Below are 18,828 nucleotides of genomic sequence, written 5' to 3' on the forward strand. Positions count from 1 at the left end.
CAGATGCGGACAGAGGAGATCCGGGTCCCCGACATCGGGGATTTCCGAGACGTCGAAGTCGTCGAGGTCCACGTCAGGGCGGGCGACGTCGTCGGGCGAGAGCAGGCGTTGATCACCGTGGAATCCGACAAGGCGACGCTGGAGATTCCGTCGCCGATCGCAGGGGTGATCACGAGCATTTCGCTGCGCGTTGGAGACAAGGTGTCTCAAGGCTCCATGATTGGCACGGCGTCGGCGTCGGAGGAAGCGGGCGCGCAAGGCGAGACGGTCTCGGCGGATCAGGCCGATGCTGGCCAGCGCGCAACAGATCATACACGCTACGATCTTGTCGTGATCGGAGGCGGGCCGGGCGGCTATTCAGCAGCGTTTCGGGCCGCAGATACTGGACTGAGGACCGCGATCGTCGAACGCTACGGCACCTTGGGCGGAGTTTGCCTGAATGTCGGATGTATCCCGTCGAAGGCGCTGCTTCATGTTGCGGCCGTCAGAGAGGAAGCCGAGCGGATCGCCGACATGGGCATTCGCTTCGGCGCGCCGCAGATCGATCTGCAGGCGCTGCGTACCTTCAAGGACGGCACCGTCACGAGGCTGACGGATGGGCTGAACCAGATGGCGGCGGCGCGCCGCGTCACGGTGATCCGCGGCACCGCGAAATTCGTCTCCGCCACGCGGCTCGAGGTTGCCGGCGAAGGGGCAAGCTCGCAGCAGATCGATTTCGGACAATGTATCATCGCGACGGGCTCGCGCGCGGTGCAGTTGGCGGTGCTTCCCAAGGACGGGCGGATCGTGACCTCGACCGGCGCGCTCTCGCTGCGAAGCATTCCGGGCCGCATGCTCGTGATCGGAGCGGGGATCATCGGGCTGGAGATGGCGACCGTTTACAGCGCGCTCGGGGCCAAGATCGATCTTGTCGAAAGGCTTTCCGATATCCTGGCGGGCGTGGATGCCGATGCGGTGAAGATCTGGCGTTCGCGCAACGCGCATCGCTTCGAGCATATCGACCTTGACAGCAGCGTATCGACTGCCGCGGTGACGCCCGACGGCGTAACGGTTGCTATCACGGGCGCGTCAGTTGAGACACGATCCTACGATCTCGTGCTGCAATCGGCGGGCCGCGTTCCCAACAGCGGCGAACTCGGCCTCGAACGGATCGGCGTTGCAATCGATCCGAACGGCTTCATTCAGGTCGACGAGCAGATGAGAACGACGGCGCGCAACGTCTTCGCCATCGGCGACGTCGTCGGCGGTTCGATGTTGGCCCACAAGGCCGTTCACGAGGGGCACGTCGCCGCGGAAGTAGCTGCCGGGAAGCCGGCGGCCTTTACGGCGAAGATCGTCCCCAATGTCGCCTACACCGATCCTGAGATCGCCTGGGTCGGCAAGTCCGTGCGTGATGTCGCCGAATCCGGCGGGAAGATCCGTTCGGCAAAATTCCCATGGGCCGCGTCCGGCCGGGCCATCGCGTCGGGCGCGTCCTATGGCTTGACGAAGCTGTTGTTCGACGTCGAAACCGGTCGCATCGTCGGGGGCGTGATCGTCGGACCGCATGCCGGCGATATGATCGGGGAAATCTGTCTCGCGATCGAAATGGGGGCTGACGCGATCGATATCGGCAAAACCATTCACCCCCATCCGACCCTCGGCGAAACGATCGGCATGGCTGCCGAAGTCCATGAGGGCATTTGCACCGACCTGCCTCCAATCGCCAGAAACCGGTAGATCAGTTGGCCCAATCAATGTCCGTTATCGAAGCCCTTGAACAACGTCGCGCCGGTGCCAAACTCGGCGGCGGCGAGAAGCGCATCGACGCGCAGCATGCGCGCGGCCGCCTCACCGCGCGGGAGCGGATCGACCTGCTGCTCGACAAGCATTCGTTCGAGGAGATGGACATGTTCGTCCAGCACCGCTCGACCGAATTCGGGATGGAGAACACCAAAATTCCGGGAGACGGCGTGGTCACCGGCTGGGGCACCGTCAACGGCCGCAAGGTGTTCGTGTTCGCCAAGGATTTCACCGTGTTCGGGGGCTCGCTGTCCGAGACCCACGCGGCCAAGATCACCAAGCTGCAGGACATGGCGCTGAAGGCGCGGGCGCCGATCATCGGCCTGTACGACGCCGGCGGGGCGCGCATCCAGGAGGGCGTCGCGGCGCTCGCCGGCTACTCCTACGTGTTCCGCCGCGTGGTGCAGGCCTCCGGCGTGATCCCGCAGATCTCCGTCATCATGGGCCCCTGAGAGATCGCGGAAGCCTTCGCCAAGAACATCGTCATCGGCTTCGGCCGCATTGCGGGGCGCACCGTCGGCTTCGTCGCCAACCAGCCGATGGTGCTGGCGGGCGTGCTCGACTCCGACGCCTCGCGCAAGGCGGCGCGCTTCGTGCGGTTCTGCGACTCGTTCAACATCCCGATCGTCACCTTCGTCGACGTCCCGGGCTTCCTGCCGGGCACGAGCCAAGAATATGGCGGCCTGATCAAGCACGGCGCGAAGCTGCTGTTCGCCTATTCGCAGTGCGCCGTACCGCTCGTCACCGTCATCACCCGCAAGGCCTATGGCGGCGCCTTCGACGTCATGGCCTCCAAGGAAATCGGCGCCGACATGAACTACGCCTGGCCGACCGCCCAGATCGCGGTGATGGGCGCCAAGGGTGCGGTCGAGATCATCTTCCGCAGCGATATCGGCGACCCCGACAAGATCGCCGCCCGCAGCAAGGAATACGAGGACCGCTTCCTGTCGCCGTTCGTCGCCGCCGAGCGAGGCTACATCGACGACGTCATCATGCCGCATGCAACGAGGCGCCGCATCGCGCGGGCGCTGGCCATGCTGGGTGACAAGAAGATGGAAGTTCCGGCCAAGAAGCACGACAACATGCCGTTCTCCGGGCAGCTCGGCGGCCGCATCGTGCAGCGCGAGCGCCGCCGCGCGGTCTGGCTCGATCGCCAGGAGATCCCGCTCGAGGTTGCCCGCGAAGGCGACGCGATCGCGATCCGTTTCGTCGATGCCGACGGCAAGGTCGGCAAGGCGCATCTGCTGCAGTCCGCGTGGAAGCCGGGCGATCCGGTTTGGCAGGGCACCATCGACGACCACCTCGTCGCGGTGCAGGTGCGGCCGATTGCCAACGGCATCCGCCTCGCGCATCAGGGCGTCGAAGTCCCGGTCTATGTCTGGACCGAAGCGGAAGCGACCTCGGCGCGGCTGATGCCGGTGACGACGGCCGCCGATACCGGCAAGAAGCTGCTGTGTCCGATGCCCGGGCTGATCGTCTCGATCGCGGTAACGGAGGGGCAGGAGGTCAAGGCCGGCGAGGCGCTCGCGGTCGTCGAAGCCATGAAGATGCAGAACGTGCTGCGCGCTGAGCAAGACGGCGCCGTGAAGAAGATCCACGCCAGTGCCGGTGCGACGCTCGCGATCGACGCGCTGATTTTGGAGTTTTCCTGAACACCGCAAGAGGCGACCTGAGATGGGCAGCCTGTCTGCAGGAATTCCGGTTACTTCTAGGCAGAAGTCATGTTGGGCAGCTCGGCGTCACTTGGGATTAGGTGGACTTGATGAAAACCGAACGGTTGGCATTGGCATCGGGCTTTGCGCCTGCTTCACGCCAGGACTGGCACAAGCTCGTTGATGGCGTGCTAAAGGGAGCGCCGTTCGAAAAGCTGATTGGTAGGACGTACGACGACTTGAGAATCGAGCCGATTTATCTCCGCGCGAAAGACATTGCACTAGTCGACGGGCGGGCACCCGCGGCGCCTTGGCAGATCATGCAGCGCATCGATCATCCAGACGCGGTGACGGCCAATAGGCAGGCCGTTCACGATCTGGAGAATGGGGCGACGGGCCTGGCGCTCGTCTTTGCCGGCGCCAACTGCAGCCGCGGGTTCGGTCTCGATCAAACGGCAGGTGCCGTCGCCAAAGCTTTAAAGGACGTCCACCTTGATGCCGGCATCGGGATTGAACTCCAAATTGGTACAGACGGGCGTAAGACCGCGATCCATGTTGCGGAATATGTGAAGTCGGTCGGTCTCGATCCTGCCGTCTGCGACATTCGATTTGGGCTCGATCCGCTGGGCGCGTGCGCCCTAAGCGGACGCAGTCCATACACTTGGGAAGAAATCGCACGGAACGTTGCCAGCACGATCAAAGGGCTTGTAACGCTGGGGTTCAAGGGGCCGTTTGCCGCGAGCGACGGGCGTATCGTTCATGACGCCGGCGGCTCAGAAGTGCAGGAGCTTGCCTTTGTGCTCGCCTGCGGCGTGGCATATCTGCACGCTATGGAGGCGGCGCGCATTCCGCTGGATCAAGCGCGAAGTATGATCTATGCGCGACTCACTGCTGACGCCGACCAGTTTTTGACTATGGCTAAATTCCGCGCGTTGCGACTCCTCTGGGCGCGCATCGAGTCGGCGTGCGGTGTGGCGCCGGGGCCGCTGTTCATTGCGGCTGACACGTCCTGGCGCATGTTGACCCGGCGCGATCCCTACGTGAACATGTTGCGCGCTACCTTGGCGACATTCTCTGCGGGAATCGCCGGTGCCAATGCGATCACAGTCCTGCCGCACACGTTGGCGCTCGGCCTTCCAGACTCGTTTGCCCGGCGCGTGGCCCGCAACACGCAGCTTCTGCTGCTGGAGGAAAGCAATCTTGCCAAGGTTAGCGATCCTGCCGCAGGTGCTGGCGGCATTGAGGCGCTAACAACGGAGCTTTGCGACGCGGCCTGGAGGAGTTTTCAAGAGACTGAAAATGCGGGCGGCATTTTTGCCGCTCTACAGCAAGGAACGCTTCAGGCGAAGATCACAGCTACACGCACAGCGCGCCGTGCAAATCTCGCGAAACGCAGCGACCCGCTGACCGGAGTGAGCGAGTTCGCAAACCTTGGCGAAGGCGCAGCGGCGGTACTAAGCGTAAGACCGATGGCTCTTCCGCCTAGCTTTGATCAGAAATTCGTATTCGACGCACTGCCGCCGATCCGGCTTGCGGAACCCTTCGAATCGCTCCGCGATAAGTCCGATGCGATATTGAAGCTACTCGGCGCGCGGCCGCGAGTGTTTCTTGCTAATCTCGGCACACCGACCGACTTTACGGCCCGCGCGACATTCGCCAAGAGCTTCTTCGAAGCGGGAGGAATTGAGGCTATCGACGGCGCCGGCTTCGCCGACCCAGCCGAGCTTGCCCTCGCATTCACGGGCTCTGGTGCCGAACTTGCTGAACTTCCTCCGAATGAGTGGACACCTGTAGTAGGCTCGTTGAGCCTGGAGGTGTTGAATGGAACGTGCACGTCGGTCGTTTACTGAAGAGTACAAGCGCGAGGCGGCGGGATTGGTGGTTTCGAGCGGCCGCTCGATCGGGTCGGTAGCCAAGGAGCTCGGCCTGCGCGACTCAGTGCTGCGGCGCTGGGTTGATAAGCTCCGGCGCGAGCCGGCATCGGCGGCGTGGCGCCACACCACGCAGGCGACGCCGATGCCGGCGGACCAGGCTTCTGAACTCGCCTTGCTGCGCCAGGAGAACGAGCGGCGCGATCTTTGCCGGAACCCGGACATGAGCTTTCGCTTCATCGAGGGCCATCGCGACACCTATCCGGTGCGGCTGATGTGCGCCGTGCTCGAGGTCTCGCCGGCCGGCTACTACGCTTGGCGCGACCGCCCCGTGAGCGAGCGGGCAAAATCCCATGCCGCGCTGCTGGCCGAGATACGGCAGGTCCATCAGGACAGCAGCGGCCGCTACGGCAGTCCCCGCGTCCATGCCGCCCTGCACAGGCAGGGACGCAGCGCCAGCCGCGGCCGGATCGAGCGGACGATGCGCCGGCATGGCATCCGCGCCATCACCGCAAAGCCACGCCGTGTGCGCACCACCGACAGCCGTCACGACCTGCCGATCGCACCTAACCTGGTCGCGCGCGACTTCACGGCGGAAGCCCCGAACCAGGTCTGGCTCGGCGACATCACCTACATCCCGACCGCCGAGGGATGGCTTTATCTGGCCGCCGTCATGGATCTGTTCAGCCGAAAGATCGTCGGCTGGGCCATGCGCGATCACATGCAGGTCGAGCTCGCCTCCGCAGCCCTGACGATGGCAATCCAGGAGCGGCGGCCGCAGGCCGGATTGATCTGCCACACCGACCGGGGTGTGCAGTACGCTTCGCACGCTTATCGCAGCACCCTTATGGAGGCCGGCATTACGGCATCAATGAGCCGCAGGGCCGATTGCTACGACAACGCCCCGATGGAAAGTTTCTTCCATACCCTGAAGACCGAGCTCGTCCATCATCGCAACTACAAGACCCGCGCCGAAGCCCAGCGCGATATCTTCACCTTCATCGAAGGATTCTATAACCGGACAAGGCTCCATTCCGCACTCGGATATATCCCCCCGATCGAGATGGAGCTAAAAGCCGCTTAACCCGTCCACTTTATCGGGGGAAGATCATGCCTGCCTTTGCTCCAGCGATAAGATCTATGCGGAGCGCGCCGAAATCTCCGCCCACGCGCTTCAGCAAGCCGGAGCTAGGCACATCTATTTGGCGGGACTTCCCTCTCAATCCGAGGCCGCGTTTCGGCGGGCTGGCACCTGCAGCTTTATTCACGTCAGTTGCGACGCCTTGGCAACGCTAAATGCCGCTTACAACCGGATCCAAAAGCCGAAGGTTTCCGGATAATCGACAATTGAACGCGAACACTCAGATGTCATCCATTAGCGTTATCCCGAATTTTGCAAGTATTGCTTTCGAAAGGTGCTCGGTCGCCGCTTCTTCTGCTTCCGTCGATCCGTGGGTGATTCCGGAGGGCATTCCGGTCAAGTCAGCATACGGAGAAGCAGATATCGCCGGGCTCGATTTCCTTGAGACCTGGCCAGGCATCGCGCCGTTCCTGCGCGGTCCCTACCCGACCATGTATGTCAACCAGCCCTGGACGGTCAGGCAATATGCCGGCTTCTCCACGGCGGAGGATTCCAACGCGTTCTACCGCCGCAACCTCGCCGCCGGGCAGAAGGGTCTCTCGGTCGCCTTCGACCTCGCCACCCATCGCGGCTATGACTCAGATCATCCGCGCGTCGGCGGCGACGTCGGCATGGCCGGCGTTGCCATCGATTCCATCTACGACATGCGCACGCTGTTCGCAGGCATCCCGCTCGACCAGATGAGCGTGTCCATGACCATGAACGGCGCGGTGCTGCCGATCCTCGCGCTCTACGTCGCCGCCGCCGAGGAACAGGGCGTGCCGCCGGAAAAGCTCTCAGGCACCATTCAGAACGACATTCTGAAAGAGTTCATGGTGCGAAACACCTACATCTATCCGCCTGCGCCCTCGATGCGGATCATCTCGGACATCTTCGCCTACACCTCGCAGAAGATGCCGAAGTACAATTCGATCTTGATCTCCGGCTATCATATGCAGGAGGCCGGCGCGACGCAGGACCTGGAGCTTGCCTACACGCTCGCCGACGGCGTCGAATATTTGCGAGCCGGCCTTGCCGCCGGCTTGGACGTGGATCGCTTCGCGCCGCGGCTGTCGTTCTTCTGGGCGATCGGCATGAACTTCTTCATGGAGGTCGCCAAGCTGCGCGCCGCGCGCCTGCTCTGGGCGAAGCTGCTCAAGCCGTTTAATCCGAAGGACCCGCGCTCGCTCTCGCTGCGCACGCATTCGCAGACCTCGGGCTGGTCGCTGACCGCGCAGGACGTCTTCAACAACGTCATGCGCACGACCGTGGAGGCGATGGCGGCCACGCAAGGCCACACCCAGTCGCTGCACACCAACGCGCTCGACGAAGCGCTGGCGCTGCCGACCGATTTCTCGGCGCACATCGCTCGCAACACTCAGCTTTTCCTGCAGCAGGAGAGCGGCACCACCCGCATCATCGACCCTTGGGGCGGCTCGTATTATGTCGAGCGACTTACCCGCGACCTCGCCGCCAAGGCCTGGGGTCACATCCAGGAGATCGATGAGCTCGGCGGGATGGCCAAGGCGATCGAGGCCGGCGTGCCCAAGCTGCGTATGGAGGAAGCCTCGGCCAAGACGCAAGCCCGCATCGATGCCGGCAAGCAGGCGGTGATCGGCGTCAACAAGTACAAGCCGACCGACGAGACGCCGATCGAGATCCTGAAGGTCGACAACACCAATGTCCGACGGCTGCAGATCGACAAGCTAGCGCGGCTGAAGAGCGAGCGCGACCAGAAGGACGTGGATGCCGCGCTCGCGGCGCTGACGCGCTCGGCCGGCGAAGGCAACGGCAACCTTCTGGCGCTCGCGATCGACGCGGCGCGCGCCAAGGCAACCGTCGGCGAGATTTCCGACGCGATGGAGAAGGTGTTCGGCCGGCACCGCGCCGAGATCAAGTCCATCACCGGCGTCTACAAGCGGGAGGCGTCCAGCATGGGCAACCAGGTCGAGAAGGTGCAAGGGCTGATCGATGCCTTCGAGGAAGCGGAAGGGCGCCGTCCGCGCATCCTGGTCGCCAAGATCGGCCAGGACGGCCACGACCGCGGCCAGAAGGTGATCGCCTCCGCCTTCGCCGACATAGGATTCGACGTCGACATCGGGCCGCTGTTTGCGACCGCGGACGAAGCCGCGCGTCAGGCCGTCGAGAACGACATGCACATCCTCGGCGTCTCCTCCCTCGCCGCCGCCCACCTCACCGCCGTGCCGGAGTTGAAGGCCGCGCTGAAGAAGCAGGGCCGCGACGACATCATGATCATTGTCGGTGGCGTGGTGCCGCCGCAGGATTACGATGCGGTCTACGCGGCCGGCGCGGAAGCGATCTTCCCGCCCGGGACGGTGATCGCCGATGCCGCGGATCAGCTGATCCAGAAGCTCAATGCTCGGCTCGGGCACAGTGAGGCGGAAAATAGTAAGCGCCACGGCAGATAGTAACGGCGTATCGGTCCAGATTGAAAGCTCAAAGCCGGTGCGTCGAACTTACGAATTGATCCTGCAGTCCGCAGGCAGAGTGCCGAACAGCGCATATCTGGGTTTGGAGAAGATTGGTGTAAGATGCGACGCAAAGGTTTCGTTGCAGTCAATAGGCAAATGCGGACGAATTTGCCTCATATTTTCGCGATCGGGGATGTCGCGGGTAACCCGATGCTAGCCCATAAGGCGGTTCACAAGGGGCATGTCGCGGCAGAAGCGGCTGCCGGGCTCAAGAGCTTCTTTGACGCGAAGATCGTCCCGAACGTCGCCTACACTGATCCTGAGGTGGCCTGGGTTGGCGTCATGGAACATGAGGCGGCCTCCTCAGGCAGGCACATTAGATCCGCGAAGTTTCCGTGGGCTGCCTCGGGCAGAGCGATCGCCTCGGGCGCGTCTTATGGCATGACCAAGCTGATCATCGACCAAGAGACGCACCGCATCATCGGCGGTGTGATCGTTGGCCCGCACGCTGGCGATATGATCGGAGAAATCTGTCTGGCGATCGAGATGGGCGCCGAAGCGATTGATCTCAGCAAGCCCATTCATCCGCATCCGACGTTCGGAGAGACAATAGGCCTGGCTGCCGAAGTGTATGAAGGTGTTTGTACGGATGTATTGCCGGGTCCGAAGAGGTCGACCAAGCGCGCGAGCCACTAGAAATCCAAAACCGGAGCCGGCATCAGATGTCTCGCTGCCGGTCGTTCATATGGGGCCGGAATATGGCGGGAAAGTCTCGGAGGGACGTCAAGGTATCTTTGAGCGTTCAAGAGGAGGAATTTGCCGCTGCATGTCGAGACTTCGTTCTGGAGAGAAAACCTGATCTGGCGGCGTCCATCGTCATTGTGGACAACCAACTCAGGATTGCGAACGATCCGTATGTTCGGGGCGCATTTGTAGAACTCGGTCTTGCCAGATTGGTGCGAGTTCTACATCTCGCAATCGAAGGCAAGGCGATTGCGCTCAAGAGAGTGCCAAGGCTCCTGTTCGACCTGTCGAGCTTCAGAAGAAAGATGCTCCGGGCGCTAAGAAAAAATTGTACAGGACAGCCGGTTGGGAAATAGCTACGCGCGGTACGGTTCTAAATTGCGCTCGCGATATTGTGCTATCGAAATCTTACGACCATCAAATGCCGGAAAAGGCGTCTAGGGGTGTCGACTTCAGCACAAAATGCCGCTTGATGTGTACGATAGGGGTGCTGCTGGAGGTCGGTTGTTGGGTTGTTTCAATCGAATTCCAGGTTCGGCGTATACGAGAGATTTCTTATCTTTCGTTTCCTCCCTCTACTCGGCCCGGCGGCAATCGCCGGGCTTTTTTCTCGAGTCTGACTACAAGTGTTGCCTTGGGAGCAAGGCGTATCAGCATTGTAAAATCTTCTTCTAGATCTCGGCAAGCGTCCGAAATTCATCTCGGCTCAAGAACGCGAAAGTCTCGCTAAATCTCGCCGGCTGCCTCGATGGTGGGCCTGCTATCGCCTACCCTCCTTAGTCAGGTCGATCTAGCGCCCACCGCCAGAAGGCCTTTGGAGTTCTGATGAGGCTGAATATCGAGGCGATTGAGAACACCGGCGATTGGTGGAGTCGTGATGAATCGGCTGGGCTCAACCGGCCTCGCAGCTCGCCCAAGGGGGCAAAAGCCAAAACAGAATCAAAACCGCGGGAAACTGGGGCAGCAGGTCAGCCAAAGTCTCAGTTGTCGAATATCCTTGATGTGAATGCTTCGCGCTCAGCGGTGGATGATCTTCTTCAGAATGTCCGTCAGTGTACGATACTCCTCATGAGTCAAAGGGGCAAACGTCTCGCTTGAAATCTCTCCAACCGTGGCGATCGCCGCGTCGGCGATCTGTCTGCCTTTATCCGTCAAGTCGATTTCTCGCCGACGCGGATCCAAGGGGTCTTGGTAGCTTTTAATCAAGCCGCGTGCTTTGAGGCGGGTAATCACGCCGGTTATTGTGGCAGAGTCATAGTAGACTAGACGACCCAGGTGATTTTGCGAGCAGGGGCCAACCTCCCGCAGCTTAGCGAGCGTCGAAAACTGTGGCCCGGTAAGCCCTTCGATCATCTTCGCTGTGAAGATCGAGGTATGAGTGCGCAGCGCAACGCGTAGGAGGAAGCCTGGCGCGTCGTCCAAGGTGTACGACTCCACGGCTTGCTTCCGCTTCTCCGCGGAGCGGGCCTTTGTTTTTGGTTGCAAGGCTTGCGTCCCTTTGCGCTAGGTGGCTTTGGCTGATCTCGATGACGTGGTCTTGCGGGCGCCGTCAGCCTCCGCGCCGGGCGCTTGTCTACATTTCCTGCAGCCCAAAATCCATCCTCGCGCCTGACCCGCAGGGCCGCTCAGTGCGGTTTCCAGCGGCTCCGGGCCGAAATCGGGTCATTCCAAGGGTAAACGCGCTTTGCATGAGTTCAAGCTCGTAGACGAGAATTGTGCGGCTGCGAACGCGAGGCCGTAAGCCAGCTTCTGCTTCCGGTCGGCCTCTGCACGACAAATCGTAGTAGCGCACAAGCGCAGCGCTTGCATACGAGTGATAAATGTCATAACGATCGTGCTGCTCTCTCCACGACGGTCGAAACGGGGAACGGCTTTGAGGTAGTCCAGGCAGACGAATGTCCAACCCAACTGACAGCATGAGCTCCGTTCGCCCCGATCTGATCGAGAAGGTCACGGGCCGGGCCGAATACATTACAGACCTGGTGGTTCCAGGCATGCTGCACGGATTTGTCGTTCGCTCGCCCGTCGTCCATGCCCGAATCGTCTCCATTGATACGACCGCAGCTCGCTTGATCGAGGGCGTTGTGGATGTGCTTGTCGGCGCGGACGTCGCTTCGTTCGGCCGCTGGGGCGTAGTCCTCAAGGACCGCCCAATCATCGCGATCGATCGCGTTCGATATGTGGGCGAACCGGTCGCGGTCGTAATTGCCGAGACCGTCGAGATTGCCGAGAACGCCGCCGAACTGGTGGATGTCGAATATGAGGAACTACCGCGCGCCACGACAATCCGGGAGGCGCTGGCGGACGGCGCACCGCTGATTCACGAGCGACATGAAAATCTCGAGGACTTTTACTTCAAGGGCGGCGCCAGGCCGACCCAGAACAGCAACGTTTTCCATACGTACCGAAGCAGCGTGGGGGATGTCGATGCTGCCGAGGCCATCGCGGCTCATGTGCACGAAGATAGCTTCACCTTCCCGGCCATTTCTCATTTTGCGATGGAGCCGCATACCGTCATTGCCGATTTCCAGGGAGATGCCCTGACAATCTGGGCAGGTGCGCAGACGCCGACGGCAGTCCAGAAGGTGCTCTCCCGATTGTTCGGGCTGCAATTGGCCAAGATTCGCGTGGTGGTCCCCTTCGTTGGCGGTGGCTTTGGTGGAAAAGCGTCGGTGAAGATCGAGCCGCTGGTCGCGGCAGCATCCTGGAAGGTGCGGCGACCGGTTCGCGTAGCCCAATCCATCTCGGACTCCATGCTGACCTGCCGGCGGCTCGGCGCCGAGATCACAATCCGAACTGCTGTGGATGCCAAGGGGCGAATCCTCGCCAAAACTGCCAAGCTGCTGCTCGACGGTGGCGCCTATTCCGATACGGGCTCGGCCGTCGCGACCAAATCGGCAAATCGGATCATGGGTCCGTATGTCATGCCGAACCTCCGCCTTGAGGCGTCGGCGGTCTACACCAACACCGTGCCTGGTGCTGCCTTCCGGTCGATCGGTGGGCCGCAAGCCGTGTGGGCGAAAGAGTCCCACATGGACAATGTCGCAGCGGCCATCGGCATGGATCCCGTCGAGTTCCGACTTATCAACATGGCGGGTCGTGGCGAACGCACACGGCCTGACCTGCGGCCGCTCGACATGGATATGAGCGAGCTGGTGGGGCGTGTAACCCAGTCGCCTGTGTTCGAAACGCAGGGGTCAAACAGACGAGCGCGGGGCCTTGCCGTTGCGGCGACGGATCCGGCAAATACGCCGATTGCAAATGCGATCGTTCGTCTCAAGATCGACGGGTCGGTTTCGGTGTCTGTCTCCAGCATTGAGGTCGGCCAGGGCGCGCATGCGACCATGGCGCGGGTCGCGGCGCAGACACTGCAGCAACGATTCTCCGCTGTCACGACCCTGCGCACGGATACGGACATCGCGCCTTACGACTGGGGCACAGGTGCAAGCCGTTCCACCGTGGTGGTCGGCCTGTCGGTCGAAAGTGCGGCGCTCGACGCCGCCGATCAGATTTTCGACATGGTCGCCGACGTCTGGGAGTTGCCGAAGGACAGCCTGACTCTCGTCGAAGGCGGCGTATCGACAGGATCGGAAGTTCTCACATTCCATCAGATTTTCCATCGCGCGCTGGGAGTCGATTCCGGAGAGGTGGTCGGCCGTGGCGGGATCACGCCGCGCTCGAAGAAGGGCGCTCTGGCTGAATCGCCGCTGTTCTGGGAAACCTCCGCAGGGCTCGCCGAGATCGTTGTCGATGAAGACACCGGCCAGATCCACGTCCCGCGATACGCCAGCGCCGCCGATGTCGGCCGCGTGATCAATCGAGTCGCCGCCGAAGGGCAGGATGAAGGCGCCGCCGCCATGGGCTTCGGGCACGCGCTCTTCGAAGAGCTGGAATTCGACGACGGCCAGCCAGTGAATGCGACGCCGATCGACTATACGATTCCGCGGATCACGGACGTTCCGCCGGTGTTCGACACCATCCTGGTCGAAAACGGAGACGGACCAGGTCCAGGCGGCGCCAAGGGCATGGGCGAGGGCGCGATCCTGCCTGTCGCCCCCGCGATCGCCAATGCCTTGTTCTCAACTTATGGGATCAGGATCACTGATCTCCCGATGACACCAGAAAAAGTGTGGCGCGCCCTGCAAAAGAGGAAGTGAGCTCATGGAATTCAATATGTCGATGGTGGTGCCAGCGAGCCCGGCAGAATTGTGGAAGACGTTGCTAGACGTGCCCAGCATCTCGTCCTGCATACCTGGCTGCGAAAACGTCAAGGAGATTGAACGGCTCGCGACCTACAAGGCGACCGTCAAACAGAAAATCGGTCCGTTCAAAGTCGAGGTGCCCGCCGATATCGTGGTCGAGGCGATAACCGAACCTTCGAATGTGCGCATTCGCGCTACCGGTCGCGACAAGTTCACCGGCACGCGATTGACCGCCATTCTCGACGTCAATGTGACGCCCGAAGGATCCGACTCCACCTTGGCGGTCGATGCGAAGGTCGACATCCAGGGGCGTCTCGCCACAATGGGGCTCGGTGTCATCAAGCGTCGTGTTGATCAGAATTTCGAGGAATTCGAGATCAAGCTCAAGGGTCTGGTTGGCGCCGCCTGATCATGCTTACGTCGCCCTTCACATTTGAGAAGCCCACGACCATTGCCGATGCCATCGAGGCGGTCGGCGATTCCGGCGAGAGCATGTTCTACTCTGGCGGCACCGAGCTGCTACTCGCGATGAAAATGCGCGTCATTCACACTGAAAGGCTTGTCGACATCAAGGGAATTCCCGGCCTCGATCGCATCGTGTTGACCGACGCGAACGAAATCGAAATCGGTTCGCGCTGCACGCACAAGAGGATCGCCGCAGATCCCGTCATCCGCGAGCACGCGCCTGCATTGTCGACACTCTGCGATAATGTCGCAAACGTTCGAGTGCGCAGTGTCGGAACGATCGGCGGCAATCTGTGCTTCGGGGAGCCCCACGCGGATCCACCGACCATGCTCGCCGCTTTGAATGCGCGGCTGGTATTGCAGGGTCAAACTGGTGTCCGTTTCGTCCATGCAGACGAATTCATTCGGAGCGAGCTCGAAACGGTGAGAGAGCCGGACGAGCTTCTGACGATGATCGTGTTTCCGCGTCCGACCGGGCCGGTGACCTATCGGCGTTTCAAGCATGGTGAACGGCCCTCGGTAAATGTCGCTATGGCCTGGTCGATGGAGGCTACCAGCAGCACTATCAAGACCGCGCGCGTGCGGGTCGGGGCGCTTGGTTCGCGTCCGCAGCCGTTGAAAGCCGTCGAAGATGCGCTCAAAGGCCGATCTATTGCCGATGTGCGTCCGGCCATCGAGGCTGTGCTCGCAGAAGCGCTGGATGAGCTCGATATCAACGACGATCGTCACGGAGGGGCTGACTATAAGCGTCATCTCGCAGGCGTGTTGCTTCTGAGAAACGCCGAAGAGGCCATGACCCGTGGGAAGAGGTCGCGGTGACGCACATGCTACCCATTTCCTTCTCGCTGAACGGCCAGACTGTGTCGATGGAGGTTGCCGCCCATACGCTTCTGATCGATCTCGTCCGGGGCCGCCTCGGTCTGAAAGGCACGAAACGCTCCTGCGACATGGAAGTTTGCGGTGCCTGCACCATGCTGCTCGATGGCGATCCGATCTCGAGCTGCACCACGCTTGCCGTTGATGTCGATCAGCGCGAGGTCACGACCATCGAGGGTGTGACGCCTCCCGACGGCCTGTCGCGCGTTCAGAAAGCGTTCGTGCTGCATGGCGGCCTTCAATGCGGCTTCTGCACACCCGGTTTTATCATGGCTGTCACCGCACTTCTGAAGGCGAACCCACACCCGACCGACGACGAAATTCGCCATTACTTGCACGGCAACCTCTGTCGATGCACCGGATACGTCAAGATCTTCGAGGCTGTGAAGAGCCTTGCAATCGAACATGTCTCCGAAGATGCGGCCTAACCTAGAGCAACTACGAGAATATTGTCTGGAGAAATCATGATTACTGAACATGTCAGTAGGTCGAGCGTCCTTATCGCCGGCGCCGGCATTGGCGGGCTCGCCATCGCACTGTCGTTGCTCCGCCGAGGCATCGATTGCGACGTCTTCGAGCAGGCTTCGGAGCTACGTGAGGTTGGCGCCGGCCTGTGGATCTCGATGAACGGAGTGCGCGTTCTGCAGGATCTCGCACTGACGCAACAAATCGAGCAGAATTGCATCGCCGCGGAGCGCAGGGATATTCGGCTGTGGAGCAATGGTGGCAGTTGGCCGCTCTACAATCGAAGCTCTGATCCTGCGGGAAATCAGCCATATTTGCTGCTCCGCGCGCATTTGCTGAAGATACTCGTTGAAGGCGTTCGCAGGCTCAAGCCAAGTGCGATCCATCTCAATGCACACGTTGTCGGATTTGGTCAGGATGACGAGGGCGTTCGGGCGAAACTGGCCGATGGAATTGAGGTCAAAGGGCGTGCTCTCATCGGCGCCGATGGCGCTCATTCGAAGGTACGCCAGGGTCTTATCGGCAATATCGAAAGCCAGTACACGAATGCCATCGCATGGCGCGGCCTGGTGCCGGTCGATCGACTTGCGCCGCACCAGCGCGAGCACGTCGTATCGACCTGGATCGGGCCGACCGCGCATGTCACCGCCTATCCGGTCCGTTGGCAGGATACCGAGCTGATGACCTTCTCCGGTCAGGTCGACCGTGCGGATTGGCTGCTGGAGTCCTGGTCCGAGAAGGGGGCAGTCGAGGAATGTCTGAAGGACTTCGTGGGCTGGCATTCCGATATCATCGAACTGGTCAAGAACGTCGACACGCTCAACAAATGGGGGCTGTTCGTGCGGCCTTCGTTGGATACATGGTCGAATGGGCGCGTCACGCTGCTCGGCGATGCCTGCCATTCGATGTTGCCTTATCTCGGCCAGGGCGTGAACATGGCCCTGGAGGATGCTGCGGTTCTCGCGCGTTGCCTCGACGATCAGCCCAATGACCTCGCCGCCGCTTTCCAGACCTATCAGGATCTTCGGCTGGATCGGACGACCAAGGTGGCGAAATCCGCTGCCGGAATGCTGCCGGTCTTCCACAATCAAGCCCTGACCACGCCGGAGACGGCGGGCGACTACATCAAAACCCAATGGGCTCCGCAAGCAACGGCCGCGCGTTACGATTGGATCTACCAATATGACGCGACTACCGTGCCGCTTCACTGACACGACAGCAGCAGGAGCGCAGCCGTGACCGCAAAGCAGCCCTGGGACGACGTGATTCCATTGGAGGAGCGCAAGACCTACGCCATGGCGGGGCTCGGTGGCGCGGCCGGATTTGGCAACCGGCCTGCGCTTCTGGCAATCGACGTTCAGTATCGTTCGATGGGCGATCGGCCAATGCCGATCCGCGAAGCCATCGAGCAATATCCCACCAGTTGCGGCGAAGCCGGATGGCACGCCGTTGCGCATATCGCCGAACTCATCGGGCTGTTTCGGGAGAAGAAATGGCCAGTCATCTTCCCGCATGTTGCGCGGAAGGTGGGTCATGACCACGGTACATTTTCGGCAAAGATTCCCGGGATCATGCGGATTCCGCCCGAAGGCTATGACTTTGTTCGCGAAGCTGCTCCGGAGCCAGGCGAGCTGCTGCTGCCGAAGACGCAAGCGAGCGCATTTTTCGGCACACCGCTCGCGACCTATCTGATCGGCGGCGGTATCGACTCGCTGGTGGTGACCGGCTGCACGACCAGTGGCTGCGTGCGAGCTTCCGTCGTCGACGCTTGTGCCTTGAACTTCAAATCGATGGTGCCGAGCGATGCGGTTTATGACCGCTCGCCGACGTCGCACGCCGTCAATCTGTTCGATATCGCCAGCAAATATGCCGATGTGGCGCCGACACAGGCGGTTGTGGAACGGCTGCGCACGCTGCCGGAAGCGGCAGCCCGGCGGACAGACTGAGATGATTGGTAACGCTGCGGCCCGGCTTCTCTATGGTGCCAATGTGCGCGCCAATGGCATGCGGCAACATTATCTGCGGTTTGGCGGAAAGGGTCCAGCCATTGTCATCGTGCCGGGCATTTCGACGACCGCGGCACAGTGGGCCTTTGTCGCGGAACGCCTGTGCGATGATCGCGACGTTTATGTGCTCGATGTTCGCGGTCGCGGCCTGTCGGAGAGTGGACCGCATCTCAATTATTCTCTCGATGCATGTGCGGCCGATTTGGTTGCATTCGCCGAAGCACTCGGCCTCCATCGCTATACGATTCTCGGCCATTCCATGGGAGCCCGGATCGGTATACGGGCTGCGCGCTGGCGGGCCTCGTCGATCGAGCAACTGATCCTGGTGGACCCGCCGGTTTCCGGCCCCGGACGCCGCAGCTATCCGATTCCCATCGAACCGCTCCTCAAGCTGCTCCATAGCGCGCAACGAGGCGAAGCGGACATGGCGCTACGCGGACCCGAGGCTCCAAAATGGCCGGAGAAGCATATCCGGACCAGGGCGGAATGGCTGCACACGTGCGACGAGCGCGCCCTGATCGAGGCTCACAAGGGCTTCCACAACGACGACATTCATTTCGATCTCGCCAATCTTACCGTGTCGGCCGCGCTCGTCATTGCCGGAAGAGGCGGGGTCATCCGGCCGGAAGATGAGAAGGAGATCCGCAGACTGCTTCCATCTATCGAGATCAGATGGCTGGAGAATGTGGGTCATCAGATGCAGATCGATGATACCGAGGGCTTCCTGTCGATCATCCGCGCGCTCCTGGAGTGCCGTTTCTAGGCTGCCGCGGGCACTATGCTTGAGCTGAGCGCTCCTGGTCAGCAATCAGAAAGACCATTCGGCCGGCTGCCAGCGCTTTGTTGTAAGGATTGAGCACCGACGCATCGACTGTTGCCAAGGTGCGTCCGTAGTGAAGGACGTTTGCTTCGACGGTCAACGCAGCGTCGAAGGCTGGCCGCAGAAAATCCACGCGCATGTCGACCGTCTGGGCAGGACGCCCCAGCAGGGTCGCCACCGCGTAGGAACCCGCAGTATCCAACAGCGTCGCGAGAATGCCACCGTGAGCGAACCGCTGGTCCGGGTTCGAAATGAACTCCTCCCGCCACGGGGCCGCCAATGCGATCTGGCCGGCCGCTGCGGACACGACCGAGAGGTTCATCCAAGCTGCCATGTGATTGCGGGAAAGCCGTGCCTGGAGCTGATCCAGGGATAGCTGCATCTGTCTGTCGG

At 61.4% G+C, this 18,828-nt stretch carries 15 protein-coding genes and 1 pseudogene; 14 read left to right on the plus strand and 2 right to left on the minus strand.

What is annotated here, in order from left to right:
* The first annotated feature begins 3 nt into the window (after nt 1-3).
* The 7 genes and pseudogenes from lpdA (at nt 4) to H1B27_RS00205 (ending at nt 9,553) form a co-directional block, all read left to right on the plus strand.
* Nucleotides 4-1,719 (plus strand): dihydrolipoyl dehydrogenase, encoded by a 1,716-nt coding sequence (lpdA, locus tag H1B27_RS00175; protein WP_197964522.1) that lies wholly within the window; start codon nt 4-6, stop codon nt 1,717-1,719.
* 17 nt (nt 1,720-1,736) lie between these two features.
* Nucleotides 1,737-2,870: pseudogene (locus tag H1B27_RS00180) on the plus strand (acyl-CoA carboxylase subunit beta); the annotation flags it as partial.
* Nucleotides 2,865-3,434 (plus strand): biotin/lipoyl-containing protein, encoded by a 570-nt coding sequence (locus H1B27_RS00185; protein ID WP_376708962.1) that lies wholly within the window; start codon nt 2,865-2,867, stop codon nt 3,432-3,434. The pseudogene H1B27_RS00180 and the gene H1B27_RS00185, both read left to right, overlap by 6 nt.
* A gap of 110 nt (nt 3,435-3,544) precedes the next feature.
* The gene (locus H1B27_RS00190; RefSeq protein ID WP_246515070.1) at nt 3,545-5,284 is read left to right on the plus strand and encodes a methylmalonyl-CoA mutase subunit beta; all 1,740 of its coding nucleotides are present in this window, start codon (nt 3,545-3,547) and stop codon (nt 5,282-5,284) included.
* Nucleotides 5,256-6,389 (plus strand): IS3 family transposase, encoded by a 1,134-nt coding sequence (locus H1B27_RS00195; protein ID WP_197964523.1) that lies wholly within the window; start codon nt 5,256-5,258, stop codon nt 6,387-6,389. Before H1B27_RS00190 ends, H1B27_RS00195 begins: the two co-directional genes overlap by 29 nt.
* Before the next feature lie 290 nt (nt 6,390-6,679).
* Nucleotides 6,680-8,854 (plus strand): methylmalonyl-CoA mutase, encoded by a 2,175-nt coding sequence (gene scpA / locus H1B27_RS00200; protein ID WP_197964698.1) that lies wholly within the window; start codon nt 6,680-6,682, stop codon nt 8,852-8,854.
* A 123-nt stretch (nt 8,855-8,977) separates the two neighbouring features.
* Nucleotides 8,978-9,553: an oxidoreductase dimerization domain-containing protein gene (locus H1B27_RS00205; protein WP_311976904.1), complete on the plus strand. Its 576-nt coding sequence runs from the start codon at nt 8,978-8,980 to the stop codon at nt 9,551-9,553.
* A 1,065-nt stretch (nt 9,554-10,618) separates the two neighbouring features.
* Here the strand turns inward: H1B27_RS00205 and H1B27_RS00210 are convergent.
* Nucleotides 10,619-11,023 carry a MarR family winged helix-turn-helix transcriptional regulator gene (locus tag H1B27_RS00210; protein ID WP_246515020.1) on the minus strand — a complete coding sequence of 135 codons (405 nt, stop codon included), beginning with the start codon at nt 11,021-11,023 and terminating at the stop codon, nt 10,619-10,621.
* Nucleotides 11,024-11,496: 473 nt separating this feature from the next.
* On the opposite strand from H1B27_RS00210, the gene H1B27_RS00215 reads away from it, so the two are divergent.
* From H1B27_RS00215 to H1B27_RS00245, 7 genes are read left to right on the plus strand one after another with little or no spacing between them, the layout of a single operon-like run.
* The gene (locus H1B27_RS00215; RefSeq protein ID WP_197964525.1) at nt 11,497-13,758 is read left to right on the plus strand and encodes a xanthine dehydrogenase family protein molybdopterin-binding subunit; all 2,262 of its coding nucleotides are present in this window, start codon (nt 11,497-11,499) and stop codon (nt 13,756-13,758) included.
* 16 nt (nt 13,759-13,774) lie between these two features.
* The gene (locus tag H1B27_RS00220; protein ID WP_246515021.1) at nt 13,775-14,212 is read left to right on the plus strand and encodes an SRPBCC family protein; all 438 of its coding nucleotides are present in this window, start codon (nt 13,775-13,777) and stop codon (nt 14,210-14,212) included.
* Between the two features lie 2 nt (nt 14,213-14,214).
* Nucleotides 14,215-15,087 (plus strand): FAD binding domain-containing protein, encoded by an 873-nt coding sequence (locus H1B27_RS00225; RefSeq protein WP_197964527.1) that lies wholly within the window; start codon nt 14,215-14,217, stop codon nt 15,085-15,087.
* Entirely contained in the window at nt 15,084-15,572 is a 489-nt protein-coding gene (locus H1B27_RS00230) for a (2Fe-2S)-binding protein (protein ID WP_197964528.1), read from the plus strand. Before H1B27_RS00225 ends, H1B27_RS00230 begins: the two co-directional genes overlap by 4 nt.
* Nucleotides 15,573-15,593: 21 nt before the next feature.
* A complete protein-coding gene (locus H1B27_RS00235) occupies nt 15,594-16,820 on the plus strand; it encodes an FAD-dependent monooxygenase (protein WP_246515023.1) in 1,227 nt (408 codons plus the stop codon).
* Nucleotides 16,821-16,871: 51 nt separating this feature from the next.
* On the plus strand, nt 16,872-17,555 hold the full coding sequence (locus tag H1B27_RS00240; RefSeq protein ID WP_311976917.1) for an isochorismatase family protein: 684 nt from the start codon (nt 16,872-16,874) through the stop codon (nt 17,553-17,555).
* Between the two features lies 1 nt (nt 17,556).
* Nucleotides 17,557-18,378 carry an alpha/beta fold hydrolase gene (locus H1B27_RS00245; RefSeq protein ID WP_197964701.1) on the plus strand — a complete coding sequence of 274 codons (822 nt, stop codon included), beginning with the start codon at nt 17,557-17,559 and terminating at the stop codon, nt 18,376-18,378.
* Nucleotides 18,379-18,391: 13 nt separating this feature from the next.
* On the opposite strand, the gene H1B27_RS00250 is transcribed toward H1B27_RS00245, so the two are convergent.
* Nucleotides 18,392-18,817: a PaaI family thioesterase gene (locus H1B27_RS00250; protein ID WP_197964529.1), complete on the minus strand. Its 426-nt coding sequence runs from the start codon at nt 18,815-18,817 to the stop codon at nt 18,392-18,394.
* Between the last annotated feature and the right edge of the window lie 11 nt (nt 18,818-18,828).

Source organism: Bradyrhizobium diversitatis (assembly GCF_016031635.1).
GTDB classification, from domain to species: Bacteria; Pseudomonadota; Alphaproteobacteria; order Rhizobiales; family Xanthobacteraceae; genus Bradyrhizobium; species Bradyrhizobium diversitatis.